At 33.9% G+C, this 14,357-nt stretch carries 12 protein-coding genes; 1 reads left to right on the top strand and 11 read right to left on the bottom strand.

From position 1 onward, the window contains the following. The first annotated feature begins 109 nt into the window (after window positions 1-109). Window positions 110-586, top strand: coding sequence for a regulatory protein RecX (locus CLU82_RS07835; protein ID WP_100842564.1), 477 nt, complete (start codon window positions 110-112; stop codon window positions 584-586). 82 nt (window positions 587-668) lie between these two features. On the opposite strand, the gene CLU82_RS07840 is transcribed toward CLU82_RS07835, so the two are convergent. The 11 genes from CLU82_RS07840 to CLU82_RS07890 form a co-directional block, all read right to left on the bottom strand. Further along, on the bottom strand, window positions 669-1,823 hold the full coding sequence (locus tag CLU82_RS07840; RefSeq protein WP_100842565.1) for a beta-ketoacyl synthase N-terminal-like domain-containing protein: 1,155 nt from the start codon (window positions 1,821-1,823) through the stop codon (window positions 669-671). Window positions 1,824-1,844: 21 nt separating this feature from the next. Beyond that, entirely contained in the window at window positions 1,845-3,116 is a 1,272-nt protein-coding gene (bioA, locus tag CLU82_RS07845) for an adenosylmethionine--8-amino-7-oxononanoate transaminase (RefSeq protein ID WP_100842566.1), read from the bottom strand. Between the two features lie 33 nt (window positions 3,117-3,149). Next, window positions 3,150-3,767, bottom strand: a complete 618-nt coding sequence (gene bioD, locus CLU82_RS07850; protein WP_100842567.1) for a dethiobiotin synthase — start codon at window positions 3,765-3,767, stop codon at window positions 3,150-3,152. A gap of 38 nt (window positions 3,768-3,805) precedes the next feature. Then, window positions 3,806-4,207 (bottom strand): GxxExxY protein, encoded by a 402-nt coding sequence (locus tag CLU82_RS07855; RefSeq protein ID WP_100842568.1) that lies wholly within the window; start codon window positions 4,205-4,207, stop codon window positions 3,806-3,808. 29 nt (window positions 4,208-4,236) lie between these two features. Further along, a complete protein-coding gene (locus CLU82_RS07860) occupies window positions 4,237-5,388 on the bottom strand; it encodes a pyridoxal phosphate-dependent aminotransferase family protein (RefSeq protein ID WP_100842569.1) in 1,152 nt (383 codons plus the stop codon). A 24-nt stretch (window positions 5,389-5,412) separates the two neighbouring features. Then, the gene (locus CLU82_RS07865) at window positions 5,413-6,165 is read right to left on the bottom strand and encodes a porin family protein (RefSeq protein ID WP_100842570.1); all 753 of its coding nucleotides are present in this window, start codon (window positions 6,163-6,165) and stop codon (window positions 5,413-5,415) included. Between the two features lie 51 nt (window positions 6,166-6,216). Continuing rightward, a complete protein-coding gene (locus CLU82_RS07870; protein WP_100842571.1) occupies window positions 6,217-7,338 on the bottom strand; it encodes a hypothetical protein in 1,122 nt (373 codons plus the stop codon). Window positions 7,339-7,508: 170 nt separating this feature from the next. Next, a complete protein-coding gene (locus CLU82_RS07875; RefSeq protein ID WP_100842572.1) occupies window positions 7,509-7,793 on the bottom strand; it encodes a F0F1 ATP synthase subunit epsilon in 285 nt (94 codons plus the stop codon). A 74-nt stretch (window positions 7,794-7,867) separates the two neighbouring features. Next, complete coding sequence (atpD, locus tag CLU82_RS07880) at window positions 7,868-9,379, bottom strand: F0F1 ATP synthase subunit beta (RefSeq protein ID WP_100842573.1); 1,512 nt, start codon at window positions 9,377-9,379, stop codon at window positions 7,868-7,870. Between the two features lie 260 nt (window positions 9,380-9,639). After that, on the bottom strand, window positions 9,640-11,214 hold the full coding sequence (locus CLU82_RS07885; protein WP_100842574.1) for an SGNH/GDSL hydrolase family protein: 1,575 nt from the start codon (window positions 11,212-11,214) through the stop codon (window positions 9,640-9,642). 31 nt (window positions 11,215-11,245) lie between these two features. Then, entirely contained in the window at window positions 11,246-14,107 is a 2,862-nt protein-coding gene (locus CLU82_RS07890; RefSeq protein WP_100842575.1) for a TonB-dependent receptor, read from the bottom strand. Window positions 14,108-14,357 lie beyond the last annotated feature (250 nt).

Below are 14,357 nucleotides of genomic sequence, written 5' to 3' on the forward strand. Positions count from 1 at the left end.
AAAACACATTTAAAATATCCTAATTAAAAAATATTAACTTCTAAAATCAATTTCATTAACCAAAAACTTATTTTTGCTCCAAATACGACAAAAAGTATATCTATATTACATGAAAGAAGTCTATTCCCTTAAAGAAGCCATCCAAAAAATCGAACATTTTTGCGCCTATCAAGAACGATGTCACGAAGAAGTGGTATCCAAATTGTGGAGTATGAAATTGGATTCATCAGAAATAGACGAAGCTATAGTGCATCTTATAGAGTACAATTTTTTAAATGAGTCAAGATTTGCTTGTAGTTTTGCGCGAGGAAAACATCGGATTAAAAACTGGGGGAAAATTAGAATTACCAATGAATTAAAAATGCGTCATATTAATCAAACGCTAATTAACATAGCACTGAAAGAAATTACTCCGGAAGAATACATTACTACTTTTGAAAATTTAGCAGAAAGACATTGGAATTCCATCACAGAGAAGAATTCCCTTAAAAAACGAAAAAAATTTTGTGATTATTTGCTACGCCGTGGATTTGAAAGCAACTTGATTTACGACAAAGTAAAGGAGCTTGAAAATATTGACAACTAAATAATTAGCAGTAATCCGTCTTGATTTTCAGTAATAAGAAATACAAAAAAAAATTAATTTTTACAATTTGTAACTCAATATTTTACAAACTTAACAAAACACTTACTGCATTTCCACCGAAACCTACTGCATTAACCAAAACTTTACGGACTTGTTTTCTTGGCTTTTGTGCTTTTACAAAAGGGACTTCGATGAACTGATTCTGCTGCATCATCAAAATAGCCATTTCAACACTCAAAATTCCTGATGCTCCAAAAGTGTGACCAATTTTCCATTTATTCGTTGTAAGCATTGGTAAGTCGGAACCAAAAACTTTTTTAATCGCTTTATATTCTGTTAAGTCACCTGCTTTTGTTCCGGGCGCGTGCATCACTATGGCGTCAACTTCAGATAAATCAGTATTTTTTAAAGCCATTTTCATCGACTTCTGAAAACAAATTGCTTCCGTAGAAATGGATATATTATGTTCTAAAATTTCTGTGGCATACCCAATTCCTTCTATAAAAGCCAAAGCATTATCCTTTTTTCCTATTTCCAAACAACAAACTGCTGCACCTTCGCCCAAAATCATTCCATTTTGTGTTTTCTCAAGATCGAAAGCTCTATTAGGAAATTGTTCTTCACTATTAGAATAAATTTTCAAAGCACGCATTTGTCCCACCGTAAAATCAGTTAAAGGTGCTTCACTTCCACCCACCAAAAACTTATCGGCCATTCCAGAACGAAGCCAAGCCACACCATTTAACAAAGCATGCAATGCAGTCGAACAAGTAATAGAATGTGAAATTTCTGGCCCCGAACTTTGTAAATCATGAGCTACCCAAGACGAAATATTTCCCAAAGTAGTCGTCGGAGAAGCTAAGGTTTGTGCTTTACCAGTTTCTAAATATTCCTGATAATGTTTTTCGAATAAATCAGTAGCACCACGAGAAGAACCAATGTTTATTCCGAAAACATCATTCGAAGTCCAGCCAGCATTCTCGATTGCTTTTCTGGAAGCCACCATCGCATACAAAACAGATTTGTCTAAAGATTTGTATTTAATATCCGAAAGCTTCAAAGCTTCAACTATTGCTTTTGAATTATCATCCAATTGCGCAACAAGTGTTTCTTTTTGATCTAAAAAATGACTCGTAAAACAATGAGTATCCTTTCGATAATTTTCCCAAATTATTTTTGGATCATTACCTAATGGCGAAATAGATGCGAGTGCTGTTATGGAGATAATTTGTGACAATTTTTCTTTTTTTTTGCAAATTTAAGCTATTTCCAATGCCTTTTCGACCACTTCATATACTTTTTGCAATTGTTCATCTGTGATAATATAAGGTGGCAAAATATAAACAATATTTCCAACAGGACGCAAAACTATACCATTCTCAATAAAGAAATTATATAATTTATTGCGCAAAGTCCCGTAATAACTAGCCGAACTTTCAGTAACGATTTCCAAAGCAAAAATAACCCCTAATACGCGAGTTGTAGCCACTTTTGGATGAGATTCAATGTGCTTTTGAAATTCTAAATGCCTTTTATTTACACGAGCAACATTATCTTGCATTTCTGGAGCATTTAATAAAGTCAAACTTGCCAAAGCTGCTGCACAACCCGTAGGATTGGCCGTAAAAGTATGACCATGAAATAACGCCTTATTAATATCTTCATCATAAAAAGCTTCAAAGATATCTTGAGTAAAAGTCGTAATTGCCATCGGAATAGTCCCTCCTGTCAAAGCCTTAGACAAACACATCATATCAGGAACTTCGTAAATATAATCGCAAGCAAACGTTTTTCCAGTTTTTCCAAAACCAGTCATTACTTCATCCGCAATCGTAAGAACTTTATTTTCTCTACAAATCTGAATTAGTCTGTCTAATGATTCGGGTTCGTACATCACCATTCCAGCAGCACCTTGTACCAATGGTTCGAAGATAAATCCAGCACAATTATGCTTCTTAATTATTTCTGCTAAAGCATCAAAACTTACTTGTTCTTGACCTTTTACAGGAACAGGGATTCGAACCACATCTATAAACATCCCTTGAAAGGCTTGAGTATAAAAAGAGATCCCACTTGCCGCCATTGCCGCAAAAGTATCTCCATGAAAACCATTTTCTAAAGCAATAATCGTTGTTCTCTTTTCGCCTTTATTGTAAAAATATTGCAAAGCAACCTTAATCGCTACTTCTACAGCAGTAGATCCATTATCGGAGAAGAATATTTTTTGTTGATTTTTAGGTAAAATTTCCATCAATTTTTCAGCCAAAACAATAGCTGGTTCGTGCGTAAATCCACCAAACAAAACATGTTCTAATGTAGTTAATTGCTTGTAAATAGCGTCAGCAATAAATTTGTTAGAATGTCCATAAGGATTAACCCACCAAGAAGCAATTGCATCGATAAATTCCTTATTGTTTACATCCCAAAGTAGCGCACCTTCACCTTTAGCAATAGCAATAGGAAGTGCAGCAGTTTTATGTTGTGTATATGGATGCCAAATAGTATTCTGGTCTCTTTCGATCAAACTCATCAGATTGCTGATTTAAGATTAATAAATTATCTATTATAATTGCAAAAGTTCCTCTCGGAATCTATCTGCATATTCTTTGATTACATTCTGATCAAAATAAGGCTCTTCATCAATTCGACCAATGCACTTAATTCCGGTTTTCTTCAAAATAATTGACTCTGTTGAGGCATTTTCATTACCCGAAAAAATAATTCCTCCTATCGCTATTTTACGATTAAGCAAAGCTTCTATTGTAAGTAACGTATGATTGATACTACCCAAATAATGCCTTGACACAATTATTACTTTATAATCGGGTTTAATTAAATCAATCACACAATCTGTATCATTTAAAGGCACAAAAACACCTCCTGCACCTTCAATTACCAAATGACTTTTTGTTTTTGGTTCTTTGATTTGATTTAAATCAATAACAACACCATCCAACTCAGCTGCAAGATGCGGACTCGCAGGCGTATTTAAAGCATAAGCATTTGGATGAAATTGTGATTTGCTATTAGAGATATACTCTTTGACCTTATGAGTATCGGATTTGTCTAAATCTCCAGCCTGAATTGGTTTCCAATAATCAGCCTGTAAAGATTCAACAATTATGGATGAGGCAATAGTTTTGCCAACATCGGTTGAGATTCCTGTTATAAATAGTTTCATATAAATTAGCCCACGGATAATACTGATTCAACTGATTATCACAGATTTTTTAAATTCTTCTTTCTATCATTTGTGTAAATAATACGCTTAAATTCTGGGTCTTCACCAAAGTTTAATAAAAGTCCAACTTCCATTTCGGTTGCTTTTAAATAATTCATTAATTGAGCAACATGCACATTCATTAGTAATTCACAAGCTTTCAATTCAATTATAATTTTATTTTCAATTAAGAAATCAGAATAATATTCACCAATCAACCGTCCCTTTAAATAGACTTTTATTGGCGTTTGAGCTTCCACTTTGTATCCTTTATTTTTTAATTCGAAATACATTGCATTCTGATATACTTTTTCTAAAAAACCATATCCTAACTGATTGTATATATCATAATACACTTTCAAAATATCATCTGTTATTTCTTTATGCAATAAACCTGTCATATAAAATCAGTTTAAATCAGTAGAATCCGTTAAATCAGTGAGCCAAAAACAAAGTTACTCAACAACGTCAACAATTTAGTTATTTCCTCTTTACTATTGTAACTATGCAAACAAAACCGCAATCGCTCTTGCCCCTCAGGAACAGTTGGAGAAAGTATTGCTTTGACATCAAAACCTTCCTTTTGCAAAGAATTGGCAATGTTTTTAACTTTTTCGTTTCCGGGAATAATAACACTTTGAATAGCCGATTTACTTCGAATAAAAAGCGGGCTTAAATTCAGCATTTTTTTCACCTGATTGAAAAAAATAATATTTTCACGAAGTAATTCAATTGATTTCTTATCTTTTTCTAAATGATAATATCCCAATAAAATAGTAGCCACCGAATGAGGTGATAATCCAGTTGTATAAATAAAACTTCGTGCAAAATTGACAAGATATGATTGCAATTCATTCGAACCTAAAACAACAGCACCATGACAGCCCAACCCCTTTCCAAAAGTCATAATTCGGGCAAATACTTTATCCTGTAAATCTAGATACTGAATCAATCCTTCTCCTTTATCACCAAAAACGCCCAAAGCATGAGCTTCATCAATTACTAAATAACCATTGTATCTGCCAGAAATAGCTATTAATTCTTCCAGATTTGGGCAATCACCATCCATAGAAAAAACAGATTCGGTTACAATATAAATAACTGATTTTTCGCTCTGTTTTAAAAGCAGTCTTTCTAAATCTTCAAAATTATTATGCTGAAATTTATAAGATTTGGCATTACTCATTTGGATTCCGTCCCGAATAGAAGCATGACACAATTCATCGAACAAAATGACATCATTGCGTTGTGGAACTGCGCTAAAAAAACCAACATTAGCGTCATAACCAGAATTAAATAATAATGCTGATTCCACTTGATGAAATTGAGCAATATGCTTTTCAGCTTTGGTATATAAAAAGTGGTTCCCAGAAAGTAATCGAGAACCTGTAGCACCATTATTTTTAATATTATGGGTTACTAAAAACTGATGGGTTTCATTAAAAACAACTTCCGATTTTGAAAAACCTATATAATCATTAGATGCAAAATCAATTAAATCATTAGGTTTTGGAAGGATTCTTAGTGCATTATTTTGCTTACGACTTTCAAGCTTTGCAATTAGATTTTCTGGAAACTTCATGAGTGCAAAGTTATGGAAAGCAACTTAATTATTAGGCAAAGTTTCTTTTTCTTCTAACTTCTTCTTTTCAGCAGCTTTTTTAGCAGCCTTACCCTTCCCAATAGGCAAACCTGCAGTAATATATAATGAGCGATTAAATTGATTTGGGCTATTATCCCCTTTTAAAAGTGGTACTAATCCATAGTAATATTGCAAACCAAGATTAAGCCCGTTTTTAGTCTTAAAACGATATCCAGCACCAAAAGCTAAACCTGCATCAATCACGTGAATTTTATCGCGTATTTTATTTTTATATTCTGCGTCTGCACCGTTATAATCTTGACGAAATATATCAACCGCACTAGACAATAATCCCAATTGAGTACCAGCTTTTACATAAATATTATTATCAAATTTGTACTTAATCATGAATGGCACATTGAAATAACTAATTTTCCTTTCAACAGATCCTTCCGAAAAAGTAGCATCTAATTTTTCATCATTTAAACTATAAACAGGCAATCCATTAGCTCCCATAGAAGACTTAACAATTACACCTGTATTAAAAATCCAAGAGGGATTCTTTAAATTAAAATCGAAATAAAAACCTAAGTTAAAACCTGTTCTATAATCTGCTCCGGGTTGATTTGTAATAGTAGAAAAATTAGCACCTCCTTCTAAACCGAATTCAATATTAGGCGAATTCAGTTTATCTCCAAAAATAAGAGACATTAAAACCTGAGATTGAGCCTTCTGAAAACCAAAACATAATACAAATACGAATAGAATCTTTTTCATCTGATATAATTATCGATTTAGATAAATCTCAAGTTTAATTTTCAAAATTATTTACAATCCAAAGCGGTATTGAAGACTTGTCAAAAATTGTGTACGACTTCCTAGAAAACCACATTCAGCACGTAACATATAATGTCTGTTTAATTGAAATTGTGATCCTACAATAAAATTCCAAGCATCTTTAGGCGATTTTTCTAAGGAATACTGAACTGTTGAATTTCCTGCTGTACTTAAAGCTCCATCAACTGCAGTCAAAAAGCCATATGCCTTTTCATAAGCAGCATTTTTTAATTCGTGTGGAATTTTATTTTTGGGATTCGCTTGCTGAATAGGTGTTAAACTATTCCACGATGCATCTTCTGCTGCCTGTTTTTCATCAACCTTAGCAATACCAGCATCAACTTTGGTCTGAGCTCCATCAGTTGAAATAAAATCACTCAATGGTATTGAACCAGAAGTTCCACTATTTAAATGTACTCTAAAAGCCCCAACCCATACAGCAATATTTTGCTCTGGTTTATTGAATTTGAATGTTTTTCCAAACCTTGGTCCAAATATAAAAGTCTTAGCTGGTTTTGAAAGCTCTGGAATATCGGTCCAAGCAACATTCATATCCAGTGCCAACCAACCGCCTCCTATACCAATAGTAGGAGTAAAGCCTATACCAAAAGTAGTCCCATTAAATTTGGCTTTAGTACTAAAAGGCAATATTTCAGACCAATTACCATTTTCATCGGGAACCCAAATACCAGCTTTAATATTAGTAGAAGTATTTGCTTTCCCTAAAATTCCATAAATATTCAAAAAGGGGAACAACCAAATATCAGGTCTGACATTGATTGCAGAAGCAGTTACATACGAATCATTAAAACGCACAATTTGATCCAAATTAACCATTGGACTATTATTAAATCCTACTTGAAGATTTTTGATTTCAATATCTGATTTTTGCCAAAAATAATTAACTGAAATACCTGCTGAATACGGCAAATGAAATCCTTTTTTGGTCGCTTTTTCTCCTAAAATCGGCAATACATAAGGATATGGAGCCTCCTTAATGCTATCAAGTAGTGCTTCATTTTTTTTACCTACAATTTTATCACTATAAACTTGAGAAAAACTAGTAGCGCTGATCAACAAAAATAGAAGAACTAAAAGTGGTTTATTTATCATTATATCTTAATTTAAATTAACTATTGACATAAAAAATCATAAGGTAAAGTTAAAAAAAAATATGTCTAAACCGTAATACAAGCCACTTTTTTAAATAAATTATCTGAAAATTACTCATAAAAAAAGCCTGACCAAAAGGTCAAGCTCATTTATTTTGAATCCAAATTGTTTTAGTCAGCTAAAACAATTACTTTATTATCTTTTAACTCAAGAGTACCAGAGGCAATTTCTAAAGTATAATTATTATCACTTACCTTAGTAAACAAACTTGCTTTTTCTTCGTTTAATTCAAAGTTTCCAGCAGTAGTAATATTAATTGTTCCTTTTTGCAGCAATGAAACTATTGGTGCGTGGTTATTTAACATTTGAAAACGACCATCTACTCCAGGTACAGAGATAGATGAGATTTCTCCTGAAAATAATTTCGCTTCTGGTGATACTATTTCTAAAATCATAATTTATTTAATTACGAATTTTAAATTACGAATTACGAAAATTGATAATTCGTAATTTGTAATTCATAATTCTATTAAGCTTCAGCCAACATTTTTTCTCCAGCCTCGATAGCTTCTTCGATAGTTCCTTTAAGGTTGAAAGCTGATTCTGGCAAGTGATCTAATTCACCATCAATAATCATATTAAATCCTTTGATAGTATCTTTGATATCTACTAAAACTCCTTTTAATCCTGTAAATTGCTCAGCAACATGGAAAGGTTGAGACAAGAAACGTTGTACACGTCTAGCTCTTGAAACCGCTAATTTATCATCTTCTGATAACTCTTCCATACCTAGAATCGCAATAATATCTTGCAATTGTTTGTATTTTTGAAGAATTTCTTTTACTCTTTGTGCACAATCATAGTGCTCATTACCGATAATATGTGGAGCTAAGATTCTAGAAGTTGAATCCAATGGATCCACCGCAGGATAAATACCTAACTCAGCAATTTTACGAGACAATACAGTAGTTGCATCTAAGTGAGCAAATGTTGTAGCTGGTGCCGGGTCAGTTAAATCATCCGCAGGAACGTAAACCGCTTGTACAGATGTAATAGATCCTTTATTTGTAGAAGTAATACGCTCTTGCATCGCTCCCATCTCAGTTGCCAATGTTGGTTGGTAACCTACCGCAGATGGCATACGACCTAAAAGTGCCGAAACCTCAGAACCTGCTTGTGTAAAACGGAAGATATTATCAACGAAGAAAAGAACGTCTTTTCCTTGATCAGTACCTGCTCCATCACGGAAGTACTCAGCGATAGATAATCCAGAAAGTGCTACACGAGCACGAGCTCCTGGAGGCTCATTCATTTGTCCAAAAACGAAAGTAGCTTTAGACTCTCTCATTCCTGGCATGTCAACTTTAGACAAATCCCATCCTCCATTTTCCATAGAGTGCATGAATTCCTCACCATATTTTATAATTCCTGACTCCAACATCTCACGAAGCAAGTCATTCCCTTCACGTGTTCTTTCTCCTACTCCTGCGAATACTGAAAGTCCACCGTGACCTTTTGCAATATTGTTAATCAACTCCTGAATCAATACCGTTTTACCTACTCCAGCACCACCAAACAATCCAATTTTACCTCCTTTTGAATAAGGCTCAATCAAATCGATTACTTTAATACCTGTAAATAGAACTTCAGAAGATGTAGATAAATCTTCAAACTTTGGTGCTTGTCTGTGTATTGAAGTACCATTTTCACCTGTTTTTGGTAAAGCTGGCAAACCATCAATGGCATCTCCAATTACATTAAACAAACGTCCGTAAACATCTGCACCGATTGGCATTTGGATAGGATTTCCTGTTCCAACAACTTCATAACCTCTGCTCAAACCATCTGTAGAGTCCATAGAAATGGTACGAACAGTGTTTTCACCAATGTGAGATTGTACTTCAAGTACTAATAATGTACCGTCTTTTTTTGTGATTTCTAATGAATCATAAATTTTTGGAAGTTCAACATCTTTTCCGTTGAAAACTACATCGACTACTGGTCCAATGATTTGGGCAACTTTTCCTATTACTTTTGACATTGCTTATGTATTTATTAAATAGCTATTTAGGTTTATGAAATACAGCCCATCGATAATTAACGAATGGATACTTTTTTCAGAGTGCAAAGATAATTTTTTAAAATATAAAATCCATACTTTTTTTTACAAAAAAAGCTAAAATTTTAATAGATTGACTTTTAAGGAGTTCCAAACTATTAAAACATCATATTTTTGGGTCAAAACAAAAAAACCACCACGTTAATAAACGGGTGGTTTTAGCATTGGTTAAAAATTATAATTTATTGTATCATCCCAGGAAATAAAGTTTGATATTCGGCCAAATCTACTTTCCTCAATGTTGACCCATACTTAGTATTAATCGCATCTATAAAAAGATTTGCTATATAAGCATACCCTCTAGGAGTTGGATGAACTCCATCTAACGAAAAAGCACCACCAGTTACATATGAAGAAGTCATTTGAAAGTTCCCAAAACTAACCCCTGAAGTAGACGACAACTGTGTCATTGCAGATTTAGCATCTACATATGCTAATCCTTTTGCATCAGCCGCATTTTTTATAATAGTGTTATAAGCAATTACTGCCGCTTCCATTTCTGAAATTTCAGATGGAATTAGCACGTGCTTATCTTGTAATGGATAAGAGATTCCATATTTATTTAATGGAGACGGAGCTCCTGCAGCTGTAGATCCGATTACAGTACTAGTAGATAACAATATTAAATCTGTAGAAGCTCCATCCTTTTTAGTTTGCCTTACTTTACCAAAAACTGCACCATAAAAACCTGCAGTAGCAGCCCCCAAAGCAGGTGTCAAAGCCCCAGTTATTTGCTGCTTATAATCTGTCAAAGTCTCATCCACAATCAACACAGGATTATTCGCAGTAGTAGACAACAACTCAATCCTGTCCCCAGCACCTAAACCTGTTAAAACTTGTTTTAGCGGCCCTAGAAGCTGTGCATTCAAAGCATTAATAGTTGCTATATCTCCAGCACTAATTACAGGTACTTTATTATTTTCATCACCATCAACAAAATATGCCGATGGACTAACTGGTTTTACAGAAACAACGCTAAAATTTGGCAATGTAGTTATAAAAGGCAAGTTTGCCACAACACCCTTTCTACCATCTGTAGATAATTGAGTAACTAAATTATTATATGCAGTTTCAAAAGTTCCAGTTGGAGTAATAGGATTTGTTCCATCACCACCACTTAAAGCATAACCTAAAACATCATTACCACCAATCCATAAGGAAAAAAAAGTCGGTTTTTGAACTAAAGCATCACCAATAACAGATGCCATAGCTGAAGAAGAAAATCTGGAAAAGTATGGACTGGTTGCCCCAGTTCCAAATCCAGCTGGATTACCATTACCATAAGTAGTAGATAATAAATCGAAACTTTTTGCTCCTGGCACTCCTAAATTATTAAATGTCCCGGTCAAATGAGTAGTTACATCCGTTACCGGCACACCAGGTACGTTTTGAATAATTGGTCTACCATTAGGATAAAAACCAGAAATATATTTTCTAGTCTCAGCGATTGGTGTACCTCCATACAAAAGACCTCCTAGATTGTCATTACCACAAAAAGGAACATTAAAAGCTCCACCACCGGCTTGAGTAAATTGTTGCGCTAAAACTGAGGGATAAGATGTTTCCTGACCTTTTTTAAATAACGCACCATCACTATATCCAGCAGCAAAAGAATCACCCAATGCTACATATTTTGCAAAAGAAGCTGACCCAGGAGTAACAGGAACTTCTGCCGTTGCCGCCGTATCATCATCATTATTATTACATGCTACAAAGCTTAAAGAAACCAAGAGTAGCCATTTGAAATTTTTTATCATACTGTATATTTTTAAATTCTTGTCTTTTTAATTATGGATTGATAGTCAATGAAGCAAACCATTGTTGACCAATAGAACCCGCACCAATTACTTGAATATAATCTTTACCTCCAATATTAGTTGCTCCTACTTTAAACAATAATTTATATTGCGGAAGACCATAATTGATTTGAGCATCAAAGACAGTTGTTGACGGAATCATTCCATCTGCAAAAGAAGATTGCCATAAATATTCAGAGTTCCATCTAACATTTGTATTAAAACCAAAGTTTTTAAACAATTTAGCATTCCCTAAAGATCCTTTTACCCTATGTTTTGGAGTATTGAATCCAGTAACAAATCCAGGATCTTCAGATTGATTAAAATCTAATTGAGAGTAGTTATAATTCACCCCTAATTCAAAATCTTTATACACTTTTTTAGACAATCCAATTCCAAAACCTAACGAAGCAACATCGGCAGAAGTATTACTATACACTTGGTAAATTCTTCTGTCACCTCGTGTCAGAGCTTTTACTGAGCTTAACTCATCTAATGGATTAAAAGCAGCATTCACATCTCCATAATACACTCCTGCTACTCTAGAAGTATTCAAGAAATTATTGTACTGATTGTAATAACCATTAATATCCACTGACAAATCATTATTAATAACAGTTCTATATCCCAATTCATAAGCCTTTACTTCTTCAGGACGAACTAATTGTACATTTGCCGCTTGCAATTTAGCTACAGCAGCAGCAACACCTGCAGGAGAAGAGTCCTCACCCAACTTTTTACTAAATTCCTGCACAGAAACCAAAGTATACGAATTATCATATGCATTATTACCATTCATAACAACGGTTGGTGTAGCAGGTTTACCAGCCGCTATGAAAGCAGCCTGCCCTGCAGCACTCACATTTAATGTTTCAGAAAAACGAACTAAATTTTCAGGAGCCGAACCAATCAAAGCAAACGGCCCTAAATCCAGACCAATATACTGATCCTGAGTTGTTGGATTTCTAAATCCCGTTTGGTAAGAAGCTCTAAAATTGTGATTTTTTTTCGCACCAGCAGAATACACTACAGAAACTCTTGGCGATACATTTCCATCAAAATTTTGACTCTTATCATAACGAATAGAGGCAACTAATTTTAATCGATCATCCATAAACATTTTAGATCCTTGAGTATATACCCCATATTCATTGTAACGAATTGGCCCATCATAATCAGTAAAAATAGAACCACTAGAATTCATTTCGTATTGACGAGCAGAACCTCCTACTTGAATTTCAGCAAATTTGATTTTATCTTTAAAATTATAATTAACATCCGAGTGATATATTTTAGACCGATCCGTAAATTTGGCTCCCTTTGTGAAATCAGGATCGCTTTTTACAGTATTTAATGCATTTACAAATTCAGAAGAACCTGGCTCAAAACGTACACCTCTTGGAGCGCCAGGATTTGTTGGGTCTGTATTTGGTACTAAATTTAAGCCTGGAGATACATTTTTATCAGCAAAATTTCTCGCATAATTAGCCGCCTCATTTGCATTAAGCCCCAAAGCAGCAGAAGATAACTGAAATGCGGTTGCATAATCAGTAAACCAGTTGGTATCTGATTTAGCCAATCTTTGTACATTCCAACCGGCAAAACGCATATCGTAAGAATTCCCTGCATCCTCTGAAGACTGATAAGCTCTGGCAAAAAAGTTTTTCCCTTTAACTTCGATTTTAGTTTGACTCATAAAGAAATCGTTCAAAGCATATCTATTTGCACCTTGGTAAATAGTATTCCCAAGACCTAATTTATATTGAAGTATTATTTCCGTTTCATTATCCCAAGGTCTGAAATACAAAGAAAAATCAGCTTTTACACTATTTACTTTATTATCATTTAAATCTTTCTCACGGTAACCTGTTCTACTTACCTTCCCAACATTAGCAATAGAAGTAGTTACTTCATCACCATAAATATTCAAACCATCATAATTCTGATTCCCATCATGACCTATTGTCCCACCTGTTTGACTTCTTCTATCATCAGCTATCCATTCGGTAGCTCTCATGTAATTAAAATTGGCTTTAACTCCAAAATGCTTAGTAAAAGCAGTAGCTGCTCTAATTCCCATATCGAAATAATCATTTGTACCAGCAACATCTTGTGACGTTTGACCATACTTTACATAAGAACTGATTCCTTGGTACGTAAATGGACTTTTACTATTCATAAATAAAATTCCATTAAATGCGTTAGCTCCATATAAAGCAGAAGAAGCTCCAGGCAAAAGCTCTACACTAGCCACATCAATATCAGAAAGACCAATTAAGTTCCCTAACACAAAGTTCAACGCAGGCGAAGAATTATCCATACCATCCACCAATTGCATGAAACGAGTATTTCCTACCGCTGCAAAACCTCTTGTATTAACAGTTTTGAATGAAATACTACTTGTATTAAATTGCACTTCTTTTAAATTTTCCAATCCATCATAAAATGTTGGAGCCGTAGTACTTTTTACTTGCTGAATTCCCATTCTTTCAATTGTAACAGGAGACTGAAGAACTCTCTCCGGCGCTCTTGAAGCAGAAACAACAATTTCATTTAATTTTGTCTCTTCTGCATTTAATTTCACTACAACTTTTTGGGATAATGCTTCTACAGTAACCGTAGAAGAACCATATCCAACTGCAGCAATTTCAAGAGAAAAAGGAGGGGTTTGCTTCGTGATTAAAACGAAAGAACCGTCGTAATCAGAAACCGTTCCTTCCTTTGCCCCTACCACATTGATATTAACTCCTGCAATTGGCTGATTATTTTCGTCCGTAACAACCCCTTTGATAGAATTTTGCGCAAAAGATATGCTACAAAAGAACAATGTTAAAAAAAGTAAATACAATCTCATTTGATATATTTTTGTTGGTTAATGGCACCAAATTACATATATTTTTTAATTATCAATAATAAAAATAAAATTATTTGCAATTATTATTAATAAAATAGCTTCATGTATAACAATTCAATATTTTTATATTTTGCATTATTACTAATAAAATTATAAATTATTCGTAAAATATACTATGCATACATAGCAATTCAGTAGTTATATTAAATTTATCACAAAATTTACAACGTTTTCGTAAAAAGTATAAAAC

Source organism: Flavobacterium sp. 5 (assembly GCF_002813295.1).
GTDB lineage: Bacteria > Bacteroidota > Bacteroidia > Flavobacteriales > Flavobacteriaceae > Flavobacterium.